Genomic DNA, 20,504 nt, shown 5'->3' on the forward strand with positions numbered 1-20,504 from the left:
TACCTTATACTTTTAACTTTGCTTTATGTTAACTTGTAAAATAGTTTTTCTAGTAGCAAGTAGACCCGCCCAAAACAAAATCAATGTATGAATGAGCAATATCAGTTGAGTCTTTGTCCACTTGTTCATTCGGTGTAGGTAGCATATACTTGCTAGGTTTGAATTTGATAAGCTCCGAATTTAGTGGATAAATGAGTATTTTATGTTTTAGCAAGTTTGAAGTCTCAATATACACATTTTCTCTATTATTAATAGCTTTAATAGTTTGAATCAAAACGTCCTCCCATTTTTCACTGCTACTTGCTACACCCTGTGCTGCTGCGTATGGTTTTACAAGTTTAAGTGAAGTTGCGGGATCAGCTATTACCATCATAGGTGTGGAAAATTCGTCTTCTAGTTCTAACTTTGAAAGTCCAGCCGCAATCTTTTCAAAGATTTTATCCATTTTGTCTTTATCACCACTAGCAACTTCTTCTTTTATCTGCTCAGGCATATTAAGTAGTCCATACATATTCGGAAGTAGCCGTTTTTGATTTTTCCCATCTTTTTGAATCGAAACAGTACCTGTTAGTACAAAGGGATTGATAAGCTTGATAATTTCACTACTTGCAAGCTTATACGCTCGTGCAAAAGGAAGTAAATTATTATTAATGTCCCCAATATATGAGTCTGAAGTATAAAATTTCTCAGAAACTTGTTTTAAATGTCTGAATTTATACTGTAATTCAAATAATTAAGTCTTACTACCTCAGAATTAAAACCAATAGTTGAGATAGTATTAACCTCATTGGCAATTGTTGTAGGATTGGCATTTAAAAACGCGTCCCAGTTTACGGTTTTTTGATATCCCATTTGTAGATCAATATCTTCAATTTGATCAGGCGAAAACCATTTATATATAATAGGATCTTTAACTTCTCCTGTGATATTAGCTACAGCTTTTGCATAATAATTTTCATCAAATAATTCCATATTAAATCCTCCCAAATTTTATTAATTCGCTTAGTCTCTAGTAATAATTGCTTTTCAACACGCTCCCGCTCTTCAACTTCTGCAAGTTCTTTTGTTATTCGCTCATTTATACTTAAATCTCGACTTGTCTCTTTGTATTTACTGGTTGCTTGTTCTTTAAAGCGCAGATACTCTTCAAATTCCTGCGCACTGATAACTTTAGTATCAGCCTTAATTTGCTGCTCTTCTTTATCTTGTGCTTGCAAGTCTTCTTTTTATTCTTTCTCTGTCATCTTTTAACTCCTTTTCTCAAAATGAGAACAATTTCTCTTTTAAAATCGCTAGCTCCTCATTATTAGCTGTGCTACTCTGTATAAGCTGGTTTTATTTACTGTAAAGCTCAATTAGCTTTATATCTCTTTCCACTTTTTGTTCTTCACTTAACATAATCAGCGAATTAAACTTCATATCAAGCCCGAAATACTTCTTAAGCTTTAAGTTACGAGAGCTCTCAACTTGTTCTTGTACGCCTTTTAGAAAATCGTAATAATTGCTCCTATCACCTTTACCATCATTTCATAGTCTTTTAGCCTGTTCATTAAAACTTCTAGTTAAGGGTTCTTTAATATCGGCACCAATTTTTGCTTTAATTAATGCTAACGCCTCCTTTAAGTAACTAAGGTCATATTTAATAACTTCCAAACTAGCACTGGGAGTAGCTGTATAAAACATTCCCGCATTATTTAGATTGCTTTTAAGCCTAGCAAGCTCCTGTGTTAATGAGTCATTAGGGTTTCTTAAATTAGAAATATCTTTACTATGATTGTTTGTATTTTGTTTTCTCAAAAAAGAAGATAAAATGCCACTTCCCCTATCATTATTGCTCTGAGTAAGTGCACTTAAAGAAGTTGTTGCACTAGAAAGTGCGTCTTGTAGTTGTACTAAAGATTCATCTTTGTAAAACAAGAAATTGTGGTTTTCAATACGTCTTTCTATTTCAACGTATATCTTTTCAAATAAATAAATATCTAGCAAAAAGCTTTCTGTATAACACGGAACATATCTTTTTAAGATATAATCAAAGTTTTCATATATGATAAGTCGACTTTTATGTATTTTAACTGCATCTAAAGAATTGTCCTTATTGTTGGATTTTACTTTATAGGTTATATGATCAAAATCAACTCCCAAATCTCTTACATATTCATAATCAAGGTATTCAAAACCAATGGGTAATTCTATATTAACGGGTTGTTCGAGATCTATTAAGGTATCTTTGGTTTTTACTAAAACATAGCCAATCCCGTGAAAACGGTAGCTTATAATACAATTAAGCAGAGCATTCTTAAGCTGTACCTTTAACCTAGCAAGTTCAACCTCGCTAACATTGTGGTCAGTGCTCTCAAGAACAAGCCCGTTCTTGAGACAATCTTCTGCTACATTTTCTATATAATTTCTAAAAAATATTGAATATTTATATAGTTCTAGTGAACTTATTTTATCTATTAATTTTGTTTTTCTTAAATCACACACCGTTTTACTTCTCTTTATTAAATTAGATGTATGATAGCAAAAACTAATATTTTTGTCAATAAAATTTACAAAAATCTTTGGTTGCCAAAGTGAACACTTCTCTCTCTATATCCTAAAGACAACATCAAATATGCTGCAGATATTGCATCAAGAGCGTCATCATGGGTTCTATTATCCCCCTTATACGAATAAATATCATTAAATACAGAAGAACTGCTGTACTTTGTAATGTAAAGTTTCTTGTAAGTAAACGGCGTAATTAACATTGTTATTCTGCTAAATTTATTAGATTTTGGCTTAACTGGAACAATTCTAAAATATTGGCTCACATTATTTCTTAGCAACATATATTCACGGGTCAATCCACCAGCACCTTTTGTATTGTCTCTGTCCTCTAAATACAGTGTATGTACATTAAAATTCTCTAAAACGGTCTTGATCATATTCATAATATATGGGGCATTGGTTGGTCGTTGGTCTTGAAATACAAAAGCATAATACTTATCATCAACTCGCTCCATAACACATAACGCAGTGTTATCCCCCCCCAACGCTAAATGCTGGGTCTAAATATGCTATTGGACTAGTAAACACATAATCCTCAGTAATATTTATTTGTGTAAAAATTGAATCGGTGTTTGCTATCCATTCACCTAGCAAAACTCTTGCTTTATATGATGGTATATCTTTATAGAGTTTCTCTTGAGTTTCTATAAATCCTTTACCAAGTAGAACATTGTCATAAGTTGTAAAATTATATGTCTTAAAAGTCGCTATATTATCAATATAGTCGGTTTTAAAATAGTGTTCCGGATGATCGGGATTAGTATCAAAAATAATAGTTTCTTGCCCACACCTAAGTCTTTTTAAGACTTCCTCTAACGTTTGCTTGTGTAAAGTTGTAGCCTCATTCACAAAAATAAGTGCCGAATTACTACCCCTAAATCTTTCAAAATCACTTGCCTTATCTCCACCGTATAGATTAATACGCAGTGAATCAATCAGAATATATGAATTATTTGTATGTCTTGGAATATAAGGAATTTTAAGAAGTTTGCATAGCTTTTCAAATTGCCCCAAAACATTAACTTCAACTGAACGTTGTGAATTGCCAATAATGAAATTATTAGTATCGCTAGAGTATAACTTTTTATTTTCAATTAAACTTTTGAGAAAAAGATAACATGCAAGATACGTTTTGCCACTAGCTATGCCACCACTGAGTATAATCTTTTTTTCATTATTCTTTTGAATACTTTTTATCACATTTTTTTGTTTTAAAGTTAACTGTTTTTCTTCAAACTTGGCAAAATTAATTGAGCAGTTTGTTAGCTTTACAAATTGTGATATATCAACTCCATATTTATTTTTGTATTCCTTTTGGAGTGTTGTAAAAAGTTTTGTTTGATATAAGTGCACTTGTCCCCTTTACTATTTTTGTAGTTGCTTTTGCTTTCAGCTTCATTAGCAGTTGCAAGTTTTTTCATACATTCATAGTAAAGCTCCATTTCTCTTATTAAATATTCCTTTACATATTCATCAAGCTCGCTTTTTAAAGAATCAATTTCTCCATTAACAACTTGCTTGTTTTTTTTACTACGTGCTTTATTTAAAGCGTCAATTTCGGCTCTTAAATTTTCTATTTTAGCATGCATGCTAATAAGCTCAACACTAGAATATTGCTTCAATGCATTTATAAACCCTAATTCTAAATTAGCCCGCTCTAAATCTAATTCTTCCCTAATTTTTCTAGCTTTAACTTCTGATTTATCTTTACAATATTTATTAAACATAAACAATAAAAAATAAGACTAATAAACTAGTCTTATTTTTTATGATTTATGCTTCTAAAATTATTTATTGCAATTTTTAAGCTTATATTTGTTAATAATATAGCTTTTAAGATATTCTTCAATCTTTTTAATTTCTTAATTAAAATTATGTTCATACATATCATATAAATCTTGAAAGTTCCTAAGTCTAATACTGAAAGCCTCATTTATTTTTTGATTATCATATATTCTTGCTTTTAAAATCCTGCTTAATAATATTTTTTTTAAAAAATTAGATCTCTCATTTTCTTTTAAAGCTAGCAATTTATTGTTTTCTACAATCCATTGATTACTTATTGACTTTATTATTATAACTTTTAACAACTAAGGAGGTTTTATGGCCGATGATCAAGATAAATTGCTAATTGATGAAGAAGAACCGATTCAAATAAAAGATTTAAATAAGGTTACGACCGTTAACAATACTGATCTTTTACTGCTTGATGATGGAGGTGCAAGCAGCAATGCTATCACCTTTAAAAACTTCTTAAAAACCGTTAATCACCAAACATTTAAAGGCGAAGAACCGGGCTATTTTAAAGAGATAATTAAGTCTACAATCGCTACTGAACTTGCAGCTGATAAAGATTTTGTAAAAAGCATTTACGATTTAATAGTTGACAAGCTACTTGAGAATGAATCTAGTAAACTTTCAAATCTTTTTAGTAAGATAAAATCTCGCCTTACAGATAGCATATCATCAACCACTTTATCTAGAAGTGATGATCTTTTAATAATGCCCTCATCAAGCACTATTCAAAAAACAACCGTTCTCAAACAACTGCTAGGATTACCATCCGATTTTTCACATGGAAGAAGTTTTGCATTCGGCCCTACGCTTTATTCGTCTGACTACAAGAACAAATCAATAACTATTAAGTTGGAGAACACTAATGATGCAACTCTTATTTTTTACAAAAATTACGATAATGACCCCATTTACCTTGATATTGATCTTGACGTAGAACACTATAGCAATACATCGATTAAAGCACTATATCTAAAGTATTCTGATGAAAGTCAGAGAAATATGGTTTATGAGCAATCAGACGCCCTCCTAGCACTATCTAGTAGATTTCCCATATATAAAGGATGGTATATTCAAAAAAAGAGCATACTCATCAGGGAATCCCATCCCGGTTCTTTTAAAACTGTAAACTTTTTTAGCAAAAATTAAGGTTTTGGTATATAATATACATATAAAAATAAAAAATTAAAATGAAGGATTAAAAAATGGATACTATTAAATTAACTGAACTTCTTATCAATTTAAACGAAATTAAGCTTATAGCCGTAATGATTTTTGTAACAGTGCTGGTTCTAGGAGTGTTAATTCTTCTTAAGCCTTTATTAAAAGACATATTAACTATTGTAATAGGCAAGATTTTTAAGAATGGCAATGGTAATGGCAAAAATCACATTAAAAAAAGAGATTAAATTATGAAATTATCTAAAGATAATGTTGAGCTTGGACTTACGTCTTTATCAACCCTTATTGATATATTTTCTAAATTTGGAGATGAATTTGATGAAATTGCACATAAAGGATTCTTTTTGGTTTATGAGCTGTATTCTCATTATAAATTAATCTATACAGCAAATATGGAAAGACTTGAGAGTGCATTAACCCCAGCAATAACTGCGGCACTCGCTCCATTAAATGCAAAAATCAATCAATGCATTGATTTGGTTAATTCTGATGAAAAAAATCTCAAAATATCTAATGATCTAAAATTCAATCAAGAAGGAAAACCTATCTATAAGGAAAGAACAAATAATGCAAAATAACACTATTGGCTTGGGGCTTAATTTACTATCCAGCTTAACTAACATAGCTAAAACTGATACAAACATAGATCATAATTACATTAATACTTTTAGTAAAGTAATAGATTTTTTCTACAAAACATATATAAGCACACTAAAATCTATGGAAACAGCTGAGTCAATGAAAATATTTGAAGAAATAAAAGATATTTTAAAATACAATATTGAGATAATAGAGGCTATCTCTGCCGACAAAAATAAAAAAATTATCACTTCACTTAAAGCAACACGTAACAAAATTATGAAAGAATACATCAAAATGCTTAAAAGGAGTGAAAATGCTTTAAAAATTGCATTGTCTATTAATTATTTTGTTGTTATGTTGCACCACTATTGCTAACCTACTAGAAGAACCAAAACCTCCACTTATCCAAACACTAAACTCTTTAGCTAAATATGAAACACAGCTTTCAGAGTATGTTATGTATCTTGTAACATTTTTAGCTAAAACAAAAGTTAAAGTTGATGATCCACATTATCCAGAATATCCTTATCTAGACTTATCAACACTAAAAGACGAACACTCCATAACTGCAGTAAAACATAATATCAACATATATTTAGAATACATTAAAAAAACAAAACCAATGGCGGAAAAAGTCTATAATCAATATTCCCAATTAAAAATGTAAATTACAAAAAGGTTTTTCTTGCAAGAAATTCTACTTTACATATAAAAATCTCTAAAGCCAATCAATCTAAAATAGTGTATAATATAGTTTAAGGGAAAATTTTATGGAAACAGTGTCAACAAGCGTTAGCGGTATTAGTCAAGAACAAATATATAAAGAATTTATTAGACTGGGTATGGAACAACTAATAACACAAGATTTATCAAAAAGATATTATCACAATGAGCTAACATATAGAGATTTAGAAAATTTAGAAAAACAATTTGATATAAAGTTTGATAATCTTATTTCTGAAATTTCTTACGTAGAAAAGAATTTACAAAAGGATATATCCAATTTAAATACTAAGATAGATTCAGTAGAGAAAAATTTACGAAAAGATATATCTAATTTAGATACTAAAATAGATAGTGTTAAAAATGAACTTAATACTAAAATAGATAATGTCAAAAGCGAACTTAACACTAAAATTGATAATGTATAGAAGAATTTAAATGCCAAAATAGACAATGTGGAAAAGAATTTAATGTCTCTTACAGAAATGCTTAAATGGGTATTGGGAATTATGGGAGCAATGTCTATAACAATGATAGCAGGACTAATATTTGCTTTTATTTCCAAATAGCTACCACCTCACTTAAAACATATCAATTCAAATAATAATTGTTTATCCAATATTTAGTATTAATAATTGATTTATTAAACATTATTAATAAAAAAAGGAGTAACAATGAAAATCATCAACATATTATTTTGTTTATTTTTAATTATGCTAAACAGCTGTAATTCTAATGATACCAATACTAGCAAAACAAAAATCCGGAAAAAGCGTGATTTAACCCAAAAAGAAGTAACACAAGAAAAATCAAAATCTAAAGAAGAACTACTTAGAGAAAAGCTATCTGAAGATCAGAAAACACAACTTGATTGGTTAAAAACTGCACTAGCTGATGCTAGAGAATTTGAAAAATTCTTAGGATATGATGAAGACAAAATAAAAGGCACACTTGATCACATAAAAAGTGAGCTTACTAGCTGTACTGGAGATAATGCAAATGATCAGAAAAACACTTTTAAAACTCTGGTTAAAGAATTTTTTAAAAGCGGGAATATAGATAATTTTAATAAAGATAATGTAACCAGTAACTGCAATAACCACTAATTAATATAGCAAGCCCCCTATTTGGGGGCATTAATATTGCTATGCTGCAAATATATAATCAAATTGCTTTTCTTCTTTTAAGATACCAAAGAATATTAATGGGCCAGGACCATAAGTAGTGCTCTTAAACGCCATAAACTTTTCAAAATCCTTTAAATCCTTTAATCTATTATTTTTCTTGAAATAGTTTTTTATATTCTCCGCCCAATAGTTTATACTCTTAAAATCACTATTTTTCTCAAAATACGAGATTAAGTCAAATTCAATTTTCTTGATATCATCAAAATTATTGGGGTCTATATTCTGAATAAAGCTTATTTTTTGAATAATTGAGTTTATATTATCTTTTGTTGTAGGGCTATTTACCCAATCTTTTATATTAGACAACGCTTCTTTAAAAATACTGTAATAATAAAGCCTAGTTTTTTTCTGATTTTGATTAATGTCGTTTCTTTGCTCTAGATTAATGTCTCTTTTCTGGTTTTGAATAGTGTTATTTTTTTGAATTTGATTAATCTCTTGTTTTTGTTCTCTTTTTTGTTCTTGCTTTTGATTAACACTAATTTGCTTGTTAGGCATAGAATTTACGTTTTCATAATTATTGTAAATGGGCGCTGCATCAGTACCAACTTCACTTTTTATATGAAGACATGCAACTAAAGCATACCTTTTGAAATAAGTAATAGCTGATACAACCAGTTGTGGTACTGTATATACAACATTTTTAGACCCGCTTTCATTGTTCCATTGTAAGTTTTCTATATGAAGTCGCGTATCAAAAGAAAATTCATATCCAGTGCTTGTACTGTAAAATGTGGTCCTAATATAATCAACTATGCCATATTGACCCTCTATAGAAATTGGATATTGCTCAAAATCAAGCTCTAAATTGTGCTTTTCAATAACGTTTTCAATTTATTCTACTATTTCATTGAAATTTTGATATTTGTATCCATATCCTTTAAGACTTTTATCAATCCCTGGCAAATTCATTTTTAGGGTTTTCATATCTTTTCTGAAGCTTATTTTTGCTTGAATATTGTCTTGTGGGTTATTATTGTTTGAAAGATTTTCCATCTTTTTCCTCCTGTTTACAATAAATAATTGTATTGTAAACACTATTTTTGACAACTTTTTTACAAAAATTTTTACAAAAAAGAAGTGGGACTTAGCTAAATCCTTTTGTTAAAGAACTTAGTTAAGCTCCCACTATTATTTTTTCAAATTGTAAACAGGTAGTCAAAACTGAAAAATATTCAAATAACTACGCTGTTTGTAGTGTAGCCCAATTTTAAATTAAAATCAATTTGTATTTTTACTAAGTTACATAAAGTATATTAATTTAATGAAATTAATAATTTAATTTAATATTTTTTTAGAAAAGTATTTACTTTTAAATTAAAATTTTGCATTATATTATTAACTATTACTTGTAAACAGGAGAAAAAAGATGAAAGGTTTTTCAAATACCACAAAAAGTACAACTTGCCACAACAAACACCAACACAAATTAATATCTCTTACTTCAACACTAGATTTCCTAAACAAAAAAGAGAAGAAATACACGCAACAAAACATACTCTATTACTTTAATGAAAATCTTAAAAGAAATGGTCTAGCTCCCACTACTTTAAGAACAATGCAAAATTATCTTTATAAATTAGAAAAAGTACTAAAAGTTACAACTAACTACTACCAACACATGGGTGTAAATTGTGGAACTGAAATTTACTATAAGCTAAAGTATCCTAAAAAAGAATGTTACCAGAAAATCAACAAGTACTTTAAAGAACGAAAAAACTCTAGATTTAAATCTAGAGTTAATAACCATTTTAAAGACAATATTTCTATAAATGGTAGTGTAAATTCAGTGGAGTGTATAAATAATAAAAATAATAAAAAAGAAGAAAGAAAAAATAATCAAAAAGAGAAATATCAACCAAGAAATTATTTCAATAATTGTAACTTTAAAACGGAAGAAGCTCTTTCTATTTTGAATTTAAATGCTGATAAAAATACGAAAATTGAAGCAATGAATATCTTAAAACAAAATGAAATTGCTCTAATAAAACGTTTTAGTCTAAAAAAGTCTTGTATGAAAGAAAAGCAAAACACATTGAAGAACATTTTAAATAACACTCAGAAAGAATTCGAACAAAATGGATATAATTCGGAACAATTAAAAATAAGTTTGCAAAAAGTATACGAAAGTTACAAATTTAAGCCCCATTTTATTATTGAAAATCACAAATATAGCGATTTAAATAACATAAAACGCAAATTGGAAAAGTCGATTGAAAGAAAAAAAGAAAATTCTCAACAAAATTATCAAAATTTAAAGGCAAACATTTTCAATATCCTTATTGAACGACTAAAAAAAGAAACAAATATTGAAATTCTAAAGCCTATTATCAAAGAATATTTGAATAAACAAAAGAAAATAGAATACAATAAAGTATTTGGTACATATTATCTTGAATTATTAGAAATAATAAGAAAACAAAAAAAATCTTTAACTGTAGAAGAATTTAACATAAAGGCTGTATGAGGATTTAACATGGAAAATGCACCTGAACCTATTGAAACTGTAAAAAAAGGCAAATGTAAAGTTGAATGCCAAAATAAAGAACGCTTTATTTTAATTGAAAAAGAAAATGGGAAAGTAATGTACCATACAAAAACAATGATGGACATTTACAAATTTGGAGTTTATGAGAAGAAACACGAATTTAAATTATCATTGAGGGCGTTATTTAATGGGGAAAGAATTGTTGAAGAAACTCACTTGTACCCAATTAAAGAAGGAGATAAATTCATTGGCATTTTTTATGGCTACAGAAAACCAATTAAAAAACCTTTAATAAAGTATCAAATAAACGGAACTAGAAAAGCATATGCATTAGCAAGGGCATATTATATGGAATTTAGATTTAAAGCCGGAAGTGTTTTTTGCTATTTCAAGGGATTATATCGTTTATTAGATAAAAAAACCAATAATCACTACAACAAAGTTTTATTTAGCATGTTTATGGATTTAGAACAACAAGTATATAAATTTTATGGGAAAAAATACCCGGAACGAGGATCGCTAATCAAATGGATAATAAAAAACCTAAAATAATAACAATAGCGTCAATTAAGGGAGGCGTTGGTAAAAGCACAAGTGCAATAATATTTGCAAATTTGCTGGCCCAAAAATATAAAGTATTATTAATAGATATAGATACACAAGCCTCTACTACTAGCTATTTTTATAAAGAAATTGCAAGTCAAAAGATTAATATTGTAAGCAAAAATATATACAGAGTATTGAAAGAAAAATTAGATATAAATAATGCAATTATAAATATTAAAAACAATTTAGACTTAATACCAAGTTATTTAAGTTTACATAAATTTTCAAGCGAGTTTATTCCCCTTAAAGAATTGAGATTAAAGGACAACTTAATTTTTTTAAAACAGGATTATGATTACATAATAATAGATACTAATCCAAGTCTAGATTTTACTTTATCCAATGCTTTAATGACTAGTAATTGTATAATAGTTCCAATGACAGCAGAAAAATGGGCAGTAGAAAGTTTAGAGCTATTAGAATTTTATATAAAGAAGTTAAGAATAAAAATCCCAATTTTTATTCTTATAACAAGATTTAAAAAAAATAATACGCATAAAGAGCTATTAAAACATGTTAGGGCCAAAAAAGGATTTTTAGGAATCGTACATGAAAGAGAAGATTTAAATAGAAAAATTACTGGGAATGATGAATTTGATATGACTAAAGATTATATCGAAGAATACAAAGAAGCAGCATCAAAATTTTTTAATATGTATGAAAAATATATTATAAAGAGTTGTTCAGAAACTGAACAACTCTAAAGTAGAGGAGATTTTTTATGAAAATAGAATTAAATAAAAGAGTTTTGTCAGAAGAAATAGATCCTGATGTTGAAAAAAAAATTGTTACCAATGAAGATGCAATTATTCATTACAATGCCTTAAAGGATAGATTGAGAGCAAATTTTAGGAAAGAAATATTTCATAAAGTGGACAATATTAGAATTTTAAAAGAAATAAAAGATAACGAATATTATAAACTCGATGGATATAAAAGTTTTGATGCTTTTATTAAGAATTACAATATAGCAAAGACACAGGCCTATGCTTATTTAAAATTAGCAGCTGCTTTACAAGAGGGGATTCTTAAAGAAGATTATTTAATAGAAAATGGTATTCAAAATTCTCTTGAGCTAATACAAAATAAAGAAAGTTTAACATTCAAAAAATCTAAACAAAATCCAATAAAACCACTAAGATTTCAACTTAAAACTCAAGAAAGTTACGATTTCTACAAAAACAATGCTAAATTTACAAGTTTTATGATGCAGGATATTTTTGAAAATCAAAAAGACTGGATTAATAAGCTGTTAAAAAAGTATAAACAATTGAAAGGATAATAAGGGGGGGGATTTTATGCTCAATTTAGCATACAGAACATACAATATAGAAAGTATAAAAAATGAGTTTTTAAATATAGGGTTTAGCGAAGAGGCAATAGATTTTGTTTTTCTTCATAATGATAATTACAACTTTGAATTTTTAAAAGAAAAAATAATCGATGTAGAAAAAAATTTGAGAAAAGATATATCTAATTTAGATACTAAAATAGATAGTGTTAAAAATGAACTTAATACCAAGATAGATTTTTCCGAAAAAAATTTGAATATAAAAATAGATAGTTTAGATACCAAAATAGATAATGTAGAAAAAAGTTTAACTGCCAAAATAGATAGTTTAGATATTAAAATAGATAATGTAGAAAAAGCTTTGCAAAAAGATATCTCTAGTTTAGATATTAAAATAGACAATGTAAAAAACGAACTTAATACCAAAATAGATAGCTTGAAAAACGAACTTAATGCTAAAGTAGATAGCGTAAATACTAAGATAGATGGTGTAGAAAAAACTTTACAAAAGGATATATCTAGTCTAGATAATAAAATAGATGTTTTAAAAAACGAACTTAATGCAAGTAATAGAACAATACAAGTAATTTTAATAATGGGAATAACGCTCGCTCCAATTATCTATTCTATATTCAATAAGTATTCTTTAAATTAAGAATGATTAAAATTTTATAAAGTAATAAGTTAGTATATAGCTTTAAAGTAGAACTTATTTAAATTTTTTAACAAGAGAATTTAAATAAGTTCTTTTATTTTAACAAATACAAATTGATTTTAATTCTAAATTGGACTATATTCAATTGTTGAAAAGCTTTTAAAAAATAATTTTTAATAAGTAAATTCGGTTAAGCCCTAACTTTATTAAGTTCTTTAACAAGAGAATTTAATAAAGCTTATATTTATTATAATAATTTTTATAAAAAAGTTGGCAAAAATGGTTTTTGCTATACAATTATTTATTGTAAACAGGAGGAAAAAGATGGAAAATCTTTCAAACAATAATAATCAAGAAATACAAAATAATATTCAAGGAGATCTCAAAATGATAAGTGTTAATCAACAAAGTTTTACTGGATGTGAAATATTTGAGGAAAAATTTTCTCCCATTAAAGAAAAAAGTAAATTAAGCAAGATAGGTAAGAAATTACCCGGAATAAGTAGTCAAGAGTGTTTTAGATTTAATCGAAATATTGATTTTAGTGTACAAAGAAACAAGCTAGATAAATGCGGAGCTAGTGAAGTAGGTAGTATTCTAATTGGTGGCGCAGGACTAAAAGATTTAATGATGAATAGAGTGCTTAAATATTTTGGAATAAGCATGCCTTATGAAGAGAATTTGTATGTGCTCAAGGGCAAGGATTTAGAGAGTTTGTTAAAGCATACGGTGAAAATATTGATGTTTTATATAAAAACAAATATGCCAATGGAGTTGATAAGTATAACTATTTTAAAAAATGGGAAGTGCAGAAACTTTAGTGGGCTCAACAATTGATTGCTGGTTTATCAATAATGCTGGTGATTTCGAGCTTTTAGAAATTAAAAATAGCGACTCTAATTATATGAGTAGTGCTATTGCTGAGTACAATAAAAATAGAAATTTTTTAAGTAGTAAGTATTTTTTTAAATACTATGTGCAGGCGCAAGTGTAGCTAGCATGTACTGGGCTTGAGCATTGTAATTTGTTCTTTTTAATCGATGCTGCACCAGTTAGCTGTAAGATTAAGAGAAATGAGGACTTAATATCAAAAGTGTTTGAATTTGTTAATAAATGTGAATTAGAAATTATAAATTTAAAAAAAGATATTTATAGTAAATATAGAGGAATACTTAATGGCACACAATTTTAATGAGGAAACGTTTATAAAGCTTGTGAAAGATTTAGTAGAAAGGAGCGATTTTTATAGTTCTGGAGTTGAGTTTGATTAGGCAAGAGAATTTGTAGAATATGTTGATTGTGCAGACCTTGAAATTAGGGATAATCAATTTGCTGAAAATCTTGCGTGTGATCTAATGGAGATTGATAGTATACAGAAAGAATTAAATAGAATTCAAAACGAAAATAAAAAAAAGAGAAAAGCCTATTAAAGATAGGCTGAAAATGCTAATTTACAATATTGAGAATACATATCCACTAATTAAGCAGCTAAATTATAAATGTTTACTCTTGATCCTAAGAAAAGGGCAATATCAGATAGATAGGGGGATTATTGCCAACAAGTGGAACAGTATTTTTCCCAAGCAATATAGCATTTGCAAATAATGTCAGTGTCCCCATGTGAATGGGCGCACTAAAAAATTAAAGAAATAATTTAATATAGGAGAGGTAAACAATGCTTATTAATAAAATAAAACAAGACAATAGAACTTTAAGACCAGAGATATAAAAATGGGGGTGTTACTTTTTGTGTCTACATATACAGCGTATTATAGATTTATAGGGCTTGGCTACATTAAGAGTAATTGTTTTATTATAAATCCATGTATGATTCTTAATTACTACGGAATTAGAAATAGTGTGAGATATAAGGCTTTAAATTATTTGGGTGCAGCTAATGAATTTAAAATAAGTGAAGTTAAAATCGATAAGGTTAATGGGTATCACTTTATAGCAACAAAAAATAAAGAAATATTATATGATTCACTTGACTTAAAGCCACGTGGGAAAATATTTAAAGTAACTTCAAAGCGTATATTTAAACTAAAATAGTTTATTACAGTTTTAAATTATTTTTCATGCATTTATAAGCGTGAATTTTGTTAGCAGCAGAGAGTCCATATATATCATCAATTTCGGAAGTTGAATGATATTTCATAAGTTCTTTAATTTGGAAAGAGTTATAGCCATTAGATTTTAAATATGAAATAAACAAATTTCTAAATAAATGGAGCGATTTATTAGCGCGACATTCGGATTTTTAAATTTTTTAGAAATATTGATAATGCTAATTTGGTTATCTTTAAATTTATGTTTGGTTTTTTGGAAAAGATAAGTGCACCGTGAGTCAAGATTTTTTTCTTTAAAATAATTTTCGTGCACTTTCTGAATAGCATTAAATTCTTTTTCGGTTATAACAAATTCTCTACTACAAGTAGTAAATTTTTTTTGCCACATTTACTTTTATGTTGTATAAAGTTTTTCCAGTTTTGCTTAAAAAAGTTGAAATATTGCATTTTTACTTTTTGAAGTTCGGTGCCCCTGCACCCACTTATTGTCAGTAGATGTAGTAACCAACCAGAAATTGGGTCAATTTGTTTTAATGTTTTAACGCATTTTTCAGTTATTTTGATAGCTTTTGGGGTTAAATAAAACTTAAGAGTTGGTTTTGAAGCTTCTTTTTTGGTTTTAGAAGAAATTTTTAGAGAATTTTTAAGAATTTTGTTTTCATTTACTACTTTATTATAAACTTTAAATAGTTTAAGTATAGAATCAATATTGTAATTATTTAAATTAAAATAATTATTAATGTCCATAAGACAAGCTCCTTTTAGATGTTACTTTTAAATTAAGTAAAAGTAATAAAAATAGTAATTTATTTTTTATCAAAAACAATAAATTTTAGTCAAATTTAGAGCGTTCTCATTGTATGTGAAATTTGGGTTGTAAGGTGGCTGTGATAAACAGAAGAGGCAGTTTTTAGGGGTATCGGATAAGAAAGACATGATACTTTAAGTGATATATAGCAAAGACTTTGAAATTTAATTTGTATGTGTTTTGTAGTCTCTTGTAATGAGTGGGTCATTTGCAATGGAGAGATTTTGGGGAGTTGGTTAAAATTACATTTGCGTTTTGTTAATATGTAACAGCTGAATGTAACAAAATTATATATTTAAATCTTTGAAAAATTGTATTTATTAGGCGTTGCGTTATGATTTAGACTTATGGAGAGACTTATGAATAAGATAATGAAAATATTTATTATTTGTGTAGTTCTTGTTTTGATAATTTCTTGCAAAAATTATGCAAGTGATAAAGATGAAAAAAGCTTAGAACAAAAACAAGAACAAGATTTAAAAGGAAAAGTTAAGGGATTTTTAGAGGCAAAAAAAGAAGAGTTGGCTGACGGTTTGAAAAAGCTTGGATCAGAAGCTTTTTCAAAAGTTGAAGAATTAATGCAAGCCGATGGACCACAAGTACAAGCTGAAGAGCAAGTGGCTCAAGGTGTTTTTAAAGATCCAGAATTAAAAGAGAAAGGTCTTGAAGAAAAAATAGAAGAATTAAAGGAATTTAAAAATGGCTCAAACAAGACAAAAGAGGATAGAAAAAAAGAATTAGAAGATGCTAGGAAGAAATTTCAAGAATTTAAAGAACAAGTTGAATCTGCAACTGGAGAAAGTACTGAGAAAGTTAAAAAACAAGGAAAGATTGGACAAAAAGCTTTAAAGTATGCTAAAGAATTGGGTGTAAATGGAAGTTATTCTGTTAATGATGGTACTAATACTAATGATTTTGTAAAAAAGGTTATAGATGATGCTCTTAAAAATATTGAGGAAGAACTTGAAAAGCTAGCAGAGCCTCAAAATATAGAAGATAAAAAATAATAAAAAATGGGGTTTAATAGTAAAAATTATAAACAATAAGACTGGTTGTTAGTCTTATTGTTTATTCGTATTTACATTGCTGAAATTTAGACAATAAAGCTAGGAGGGAATATGAAAAAAATTAGTCTGTTAATATTTTTGTTTTTATTTGTAGTAAGTTTAAGTGCAAATATAGAAGAAAATTATACAGAAACCAAAAGAGCTTTTTCTGAAGAAGATTTTAATTTAATAAATAAAAGACTAGATAATTATGATTTTAGAAATGAGTATGAAAAAAGTCATGTTTTTTCCGATGCTCCTAGAATTAGAGGAGATTTAAGAAAAATTGGAATTAAAGAAAAAAGTGTTTTTTTGGATGCTCTTGAGATTATTGAATATCTTATAAAAATTAGGATAAGTGCCGATATTATTTACTTGTCTGAGGATATGATTAGACTTATAGGGGGTTATCCAGAGTCGATTTTTAATTATTTGATACAATTAAATTCGGATAAAGTTGATTATGCTGAGAAATATGGAGATAACGCCAGAAATAATTTTAAAAAAGATTATTCTGAAGATAAAGCAAATGCAGTTAAACAAATTTTAAAACAAATTTTGGCTGATTTGCCCAAAGATTAGATTTTTTTAAAAAAAAGAATCTTATAAGATGTTTTTTAAGAAAAGCTAAAAAAGATTTTGAAATAAAATAAATGCTTTTTATAAGCATAAATTATGAATAACAAGATTAGCTACTAGTCTTGTTATCTTATTAATGCTGGAGAATAATGATAAATGAAAAGAATTTATATTACTTTATATTTTATATATGCTTTACTTTCTTTAAATGCCAACGAATTGATGAAAGATTTTATTAATGGTAACGATTATGATATTAATTTTGAGGATTTTAAACTGCAAGAAGATAGTTCGTATTGGGAATTAAGAAATAAAAAAAATGAAAATGAGAAAGCATATTTAATTATATCTGCCGATAAAAATGTTTTTAACTTAATGCGTATATTTGGGACTGCTATTGGTGAAGCCTTTAGCAATACGAATAAAACTAAAGCAAAAAAAGACAAGAATTTAATATTTGGAGATATTAATGGGGTGGCAGTCGTTTGTAGTCCCCAAAAAGGGCCAAAAATTGCTCTTTTTTTTACAAAAGAATTTTTTAAAAATAACACTAACAATGCAAAAAATATTATTATTAAGCATTCTTTTGATAAAGAAGAGCCCATTATAAATTCACTTAATAATCAATGGATTGTAGAAGGGAATAGCTTGTTGGTGTTAAAAGAAAATGGAACAGCAAATTTTCTAAAAAAGGCATTATCTAGCAGGGTTTTAAAAGTAAATATATACGATAACCAAAAAATAAATCATACTTTCAGTATTAGACTGAGAAATTTCCAAGATTTATATGATATGTATGACCATAATTTTAATTAAGAAATTATAAGAAATGTCTTTAAAAGCTCAAATCATAAAAAACAAGACTGCCGCATTAGTCTTGTTTTTTATTGTTCATGTTTAATAAGAATTGTAAAGATAGATCTGTGGTCAATAGATATCAACAAGACAATAGTTTATGTTAACAATTAATAAATTGATTTACTATTTAGAGTAACAAATTGTTACTTTTGTTATTTTAGAGGATTTTTTTGAAAAAAATTAAAAGATCTTTTGATGATTATGTTGCATATTTTAGAGAAGGATTGTTAGATGATAGAGAAATAGCGGATAAATTAGGAGTTTCTAGGGTAAATGTGTGGAGGATGAGGAGAAAATGGGAAAGTGGAGAAAGTTCTGTTAACGATGATTCTAGATTATCAATTAGTGAAGATACTTTTGAGCACCTTTTATCACAAACTTTTAAATCAGAAGTTAACGCTAGGAAAGTTATAAGCGAATTAGATTTAGAACGTGCTAATTTAGAATTAGGGTTTATACGTTCATTTAAACAATATTTTGGTGTTGAGCTTGTTAGCATACGTACTAAAATAGAAAATTTAAGAAACGAAATTGATGCATTAAATAAAGCAAGTAATAAAAAAAATAAGTTGGTTGATAATGAAGAAATTAATTCTTTGAAAAGTGAACTTAATGAATATGTAAAGGAATATTCAATAAGAGAAATGGAGCTTTATTATGAATGTATGAAAAAACTTGCTACGCTTCACGGGACTGAAAGCAAAAGCAACTACAAAAATAGTAAAGGGCACAAGTGAACTTATATCAAACAAAACTTTTTACAACACTCCAAAAGGAATACAAAAATAAATATGGGGTTGATATATCACAATTTGTAAAGCTAACAAACTGCTCAATTAATTTTGCTAAGTTTGAAGAAAAACAGTTAACTTTAAAACAAAAAAATGTGATAAAAAGTATTCAAAAGAATAATGAAAAAAAGATTATACTCAGTGGTGGCATAGCTAGTGGCAAAACGTATCTTGCATGTTATCTTTTTCTCAAAAGTTTAATTGAAAATAAAAAGGTATACTCTAGCGATACTAATAATTTCATTATTGGCAATTCACAACGTTCAGTTGAAGTTAATGTTTTGGGGCAATTTGAAAAGCTATGCAAACTTCTTAAAATTCCTTATATTCCAAGACATACAAATAATTCATATATTCTGATTGATTCACTTCGTATTAATCTATACGGAGGAGATAAGGCAAGTGATTTTGAAAGGTTTAGGGGTAGTAATTCGGCACTTATTTTTGTGAATGAGGCTACAACTTTACATAAGCAAACATTAGAGGAAGTCTTAAAAAGACTTAGATGTGGACAAGAAACTATTATTTTTGATACTAATCCCGATCATCCGGAACACTATTTCAAAACCGATTATATTGATAATATAGCGACTTTTAAGACATATAATTTTACAACTTATGACAATGTTTTACTTAGCAAAGGATTTATAGAAACTCAAGAGAAACTCTATAAAGATATCCCATCATATAAAGCAAGAGTTTTGCTAGGTGAATGGATAGCAAGCACCGATTCAATTTTTACACAAATAAATATTACTGAGGATTATGTGTTTACTAGTCCAATAGCATATTTAGACCCAGCATTTAGCGTTGGAGGGGATAACACTGCATTATGTGTTATGGAGCGGGTTGATGATAAGTATTATGCTTTTGTATTTCAAGACCAACGACCAGCCAATGATCCATATATTATGAATATGATCAAGACCGTTTTAGAGAATTTTAATGTACATACACTGTATTTAGAGGACAGAGATAATACAAAAGGTGCTGGTGGATTGACCCGTGAATATATGTTGCTAAGAAATAATATGAGCCAATATTTTAGAATTGCTCCAGTTAAGCCAAAATCGAATAAATTTAGCAGAATAACAACGTTAATTACGCCGTTTACTTACAAGAAACTTTACATTACAAAGTACAGCAGTTCTTCTGTATTTAATGATATTTATTCGTATAAGGGGGATAATAAAACCCATGATGACGCTCTTGATGCAATATCTGCAGCATATTTGATGTTGTCTTTAGGATATAGAGAGAGAAGTGTTCACTTTGGCAACCAAAGATTTTTGTAA

Annotated in this window: 16 protein-coding genes and 11 pseudogenes; 19 read left to right on the forward strand and 8 right to left on the reverse strand. The window is 27.8% G+C overall.

All coding sequences use genetic code 11. The features are described from left to right. Positions 1–12: 12 nt before the first annotated feature. From BBIDN127_RS05925 to BBIDN127_RS05950, 6 genes and pseudogenes are all read right to left on the reverse strand, one after another. A pseudogene (locus BBIDN127_RS05925) lies at positions 13–972 on the reverse strand (hypothetical protein). Between the two features lie 14 nt (positions 973–986). Continuing rightward, positions 987–1,217, reverse strand: a pseudogene (locus tag BBIDN127_RS05930) (DUF1357 family protein); the annotation flags it as partial. A 43-nt stretch (positions 1,218–1,260) separates the two neighbouring features. Beyond that, a pseudogene (locus BBIDN127_RS05935) lies at positions 1,261–2,484 on the reverse strand (anti-CBASS protein Acb1 family protein). A gap of 65 nt (positions 2,485–2,549) precedes the next feature. Next, a pseudogene (locus BBIDN127_RS05940) lies at positions 2,550–3,903 on the reverse strand (PBSX family phage terminase large subunit). Beyond that, positions 3,903–4,253, reverse strand: a pseudogene (locus tag BBIDN127_RS05945) (DUF603 domain-containing protein); the annotation flags it as partial. The pseudogenes BBIDN127_RS05940 and BBIDN127_RS05945, both read right to left, overlap by 1 nt. Before the next feature lie 159 nt (positions 4,254–4,412). Further along, the gene (locus BBIDN127_RS05950; protein ID WP_044055010.1) at positions 4,413–4,640 is read right to left on the reverse strand and encodes a hypothetical protein; all 228 of its coding nucleotides are present in this window, start codon (positions 4,638–4,640) and stop codon (positions 4,413–4,415) included. A gap of 13 nt (positions 4,641–4,653) precedes the next feature. On the opposite strand from BBIDN127_RS05950, the pseudogene BBIDN127_RS05955 reads away from it, so the two are divergent. From BBIDN127_RS05955 to BBIDN127_RS05985, 7 genes and pseudogenes are all read left to right on the forward strand, one after another. After that, a pseudogene (locus BBIDN127_RS05955) lies at positions 4,654–5,473 on the forward strand (DUF685 domain-containing protein). A gap of 76 nt (positions 5,474–5,549) precedes the next feature. Beyond that, the gene (gene blyA, locus BBIDN127_RS05960; RefSeq protein ID WP_002658481.1) at positions 5,550–5,753 is read left to right on the forward strand and encodes a holin BlyA; all 204 of its coding nucleotides are present in this window, start codon (positions 5,550–5,552) and stop codon (positions 5,751–5,753) included. A 3-nt stretch (positions 5,754–5,756) separates the two neighbouring features. Then, positions 5,757–6,104: a BlyB family putative holin accessory protein gene (locus BBIDN127_RS05965; protein ID WP_014017624.1), complete on the forward strand. Its 348-nt coding sequence runs from the start codon at positions 5,757–5,759 to the stop codon at positions 6,102–6,104. Continuing rightward, on the forward strand, positions 6,094–6,483 hold the full coding sequence (locus BBIDN127_RS05970; RefSeq protein ID WP_014017625.1) for a BlyB family putative holin accessory protein: 390 nt from the start codon (positions 6,094–6,096) through the stop codon (positions 6,481–6,483). Before BBIDN127_RS05965 ends, BBIDN127_RS05970 begins: the two co-directional genes overlap by 11 nt. Then, the gene (locus BBIDN127_RS05975; protein WP_411431080.1) at positions 6,449–6,775 is read left to right on the forward strand and encodes a BBA14 family lipoprotein; all 327 of its coding nucleotides are present in this window, start codon (positions 6,449–6,451) and stop codon (positions 6,773–6,775) included. Before BBIDN127_RS05970 ends, BBIDN127_RS05975 begins: the two co-directional genes overlap by 35 nt. Positions 6,776–6,878: 103 nt before the next feature. Continuing rightward, positions 6,879–7,400 (forward strand): annotated as a pseudogene (gene bdr / locus BBIDN127_RS05980) (Bdr family repetitive protein). A 105-nt stretch (positions 7,401–7,505) separates the two neighbouring features. After that, positions 7,506–7,937, forward strand: a complete 432-nt coding sequence (locus BBIDN127_RS05985; RefSeq protein WP_014017629.1) for an Mlp family lipoprotein — start codon at positions 7,506–7,508, stop codon at positions 7,935–7,937. Positions 7,938–7,976: 39 nt separating this feature from the next. On the opposite strand, the pseudogene BBIDN127_RS05990 reads toward BBIDN127_RS05985, so the two are convergent. Beyond that, positions 7,977–9,014, reverse strand: a pseudogene (locus tag BBIDN127_RS05990) (ERF family protein). A gap of 373 nt (positions 9,015–9,387) precedes the next feature. Between BBIDN127_RS05990 and BBIDN127_RS05995 the strand changes: the two are divergent. From BBIDN127_RS05995 to BBIDN127_RS06025, 7 genes and pseudogenes are all read left to right on the forward strand, one after another. After that, positions 9,388–10,485 (forward strand): plasmid maintenance protein, encoded by a 1,098-nt coding sequence (locus tag BBIDN127_RS05995; RefSeq protein WP_014017630.1) that lies wholly within the window; start codon positions 9,388–9,390, stop codon positions 10,483–10,485. Between the two features lie 9 nt (positions 10,486–10,494). After that, positions 10,495–11,058 (forward strand): DUF226 domain-containing protein, encoded by a 564-nt coding sequence (locus BBIDN127_RS06000; RefSeq protein WP_014017631.1) that lies wholly within the window; start codon positions 10,495–10,497, stop codon positions 11,056–11,058. After that, the gene (locus BBIDN127_RS06005; RefSeq protein WP_014017632.1) at positions 11,034–11,816 is read left to right on the forward strand and encodes a ParA family protein; all 783 of its coding nucleotides are present in this window, start codon (positions 11,034–11,036) and stop codon (positions 11,814–11,816) included. The genes BBIDN127_RS06000 and BBIDN127_RS06005 overlap by 25 nt, the downstream gene beginning before the upstream one ends. A gap of 17 nt (positions 11,817–11,833) precedes the next feature. Continuing rightward, the gene (locus BBIDN127_RS06010) at positions 11,834–12,394 is read left to right on the forward strand and encodes a chromosome replication/partitioning protein (RefSeq protein WP_014017633.1); all 561 of its coding nucleotides are present in this window, start codon (positions 11,834–11,836) and stop codon (positions 12,392–12,394) included. A 16-nt stretch (positions 12,395–12,410) separates the two neighbouring features. Beyond that, positions 12,411–13,058 carry a Bdr family repetitive protein gene (bdr, locus tag BBIDN127_RS07830; protein WP_014017634.1) on the forward strand — a complete coding sequence of 216 codons (648 nt, stop codon included), beginning with the start codon at positions 12,411–12,413 and terminating at the stop codon, positions 13,056–13,058. 324 nt (positions 13,059–13,382) lie between these two features. Continuing rightward, positions 13,383–14,682, forward strand: a pseudogene (locus tag BBIDN127_RS06020) (DUF244 domain-containing protein). Positions 14,683–14,733: 51 nt separating this feature from the next. Beyond that, positions 14,734–15,110 (forward strand): annotated as a pseudogene (locus tag BBIDN127_RS06025) (DUF261 domain-containing protein). A gap of 4 nt (positions 15,111–15,114) precedes the next feature. Here the strand turns inward: BBIDN127_RS06025 and BBIDN127_RS06030 are convergent. Continuing rightward, positions 15,115–15,874: pseudogene (locus BBIDN127_RS06030) on the reverse strand (site-specific integrase). Between the two features lie 420 nt (positions 15,875–16,294). Between BBIDN127_RS06030 and BBIDN127_RS06035 the strand changes: the two are divergent. The 5 genes from BBIDN127_RS06035 (at position 16,295) to BBIDN127_RS06055 (ending at position 20,504) form a co-directional block, all read left to right on the forward strand. Continuing rightward, positions 16,295–16,942, forward strand: a complete 648-nt coding sequence (locus BBIDN127_RS06035; RefSeq protein WP_014017639.1) for a hypothetical protein — start codon at positions 16,295–16,297, stop codon at positions 16,940–16,942. Between the two features lie 111 nt (positions 16,943–17,053). Beyond that, the gene (gene eppA, locus BBIDN127_RS06040) at positions 17,054–17,563 is read left to right on the forward strand and encodes an exported protein A EppA (protein ID WP_014017640.1); all 510 of its coding nucleotides are present in this window, start codon (positions 17,054–17,056) and stop codon (positions 17,561–17,563) included. A 153-nt stretch (positions 17,564–17,716) separates the two neighbouring features. Further along, on the forward strand, positions 17,717–18,376 hold the full coding sequence (locus tag BBIDN127_RS06045; RefSeq protein ID WP_014017642.1) for a hypothetical protein: 660 nt from the start codon (positions 17,717–17,719) through the stop codon (positions 18,374–18,376). A 212-nt stretch (positions 18,377–18,588) separates the two neighbouring features. Further along, entirely contained in the window at positions 18,589–19,155 is a 567-nt protein-coding gene (locus BBIDN127_RS06050; protein ID WP_014017643.1) for a DUF603 domain-containing protein, read from the forward strand. Beyond that, complete coding sequence (locus tag BBIDN127_RS06055; RefSeq protein ID WP_014017644.1) at positions 19,152–20,504, forward strand: PBSX family phage terminase large subunit; 1,353 nt, start codon at positions 19,152–19,154, stop codon at positions 20,502–20,504. The genes BBIDN127_RS06050 and BBIDN127_RS06055 overlap by 4 nt, the downstream gene beginning before the upstream one ends.

This window comes from Borreliella bissettiae DN127 (assembly GCF_000222305.1).
Taxonomy (GTDB): Bacteria; Spirochaetota; Spirochaetia; order Borreliales; family Borreliaceae; genus Borreliella; species Borreliella carolinensis.

Bases quoted from the DNA above. Each gene is read 5' to 3' on its own strand.
- blyA (WP_002658481.1), top strand. From the start codon at position 5,550: ATGGATACTATTAAATTAACTGAACTTCTTATCAATTTAAACGAAATT.
- BBIDN127_RS05965 (WP_014017624.1), top strand. From the start codon at position 5,757: ATGAAATTATCTAAAGATAATGTTGAGCTTGGACTTACGTCTTTATCA.
- BBIDN127_RS05970 (WP_014017625.1), top strand. From the start codon at position 6,094: ATGCAAAATAACACTATTGGCTTGGGGCTTAATTTACTATCCAGCTTA.
- BBIDN127_RS05985 (WP_014017629.1), top strand. From the start codon at position 7,506: ATGAAAATCATCAACATATTATTTTGTTTATTTTTAATTATGCTAAAC.
- BBIDN127_RS05995 (WP_014017630.1), top strand. From the start codon at position 9,388: ATGAAAGGTTTTTCAAATACCACAAAAAGTACAACTTGCCACAACAAA.
- BBIDN127_RS06000 (WP_014017631.1), top strand. From the start codon at position 10,495: ATGGAAAATGCACCTGAACCTATTGAAACTGTAAAAAAAGGCAAATGT.
- BBIDN127_RS06005 (WP_014017632.1), top strand. From the start codon at position 11,034: ATGGATAATAAAAAACCTAAAATAATAACAATAGCGTCAATTAAGGGA.
- BBIDN127_RS06010 (WP_014017633.1), top strand. From the start codon at position 11,834: ATGAAAATAGAATTAAATAAAAGAGTTTTGTCAGAAGAAATAGATCCT.
- bdr (WP_014017634.1), top strand. From the start codon at position 12,411: ATGCTCAATTTAGCATACAGAACATACAATATAGAAAGTATAAAAAAT.
- BBIDN127_RS06035 (WP_014017639.1), top strand. From the start codon at position 16,295: ATGAATAAGATAATGAAAATATTTATTATTTGTGTAGTTCTTGTTTTG.
- eppA (WP_014017640.1), top strand. From the start codon at position 17,054: ATGAAAAAAATTAGTCTGTTAATATTTTTGTTTTTATTTGTAGTAAGT.
- BBIDN127_RS06045 (WP_014017642.1), top strand. From the start codon at position 17,717: ATGAAAAGAATTTATATTACTTTATATTTTATATATGCTTTACTTTCT.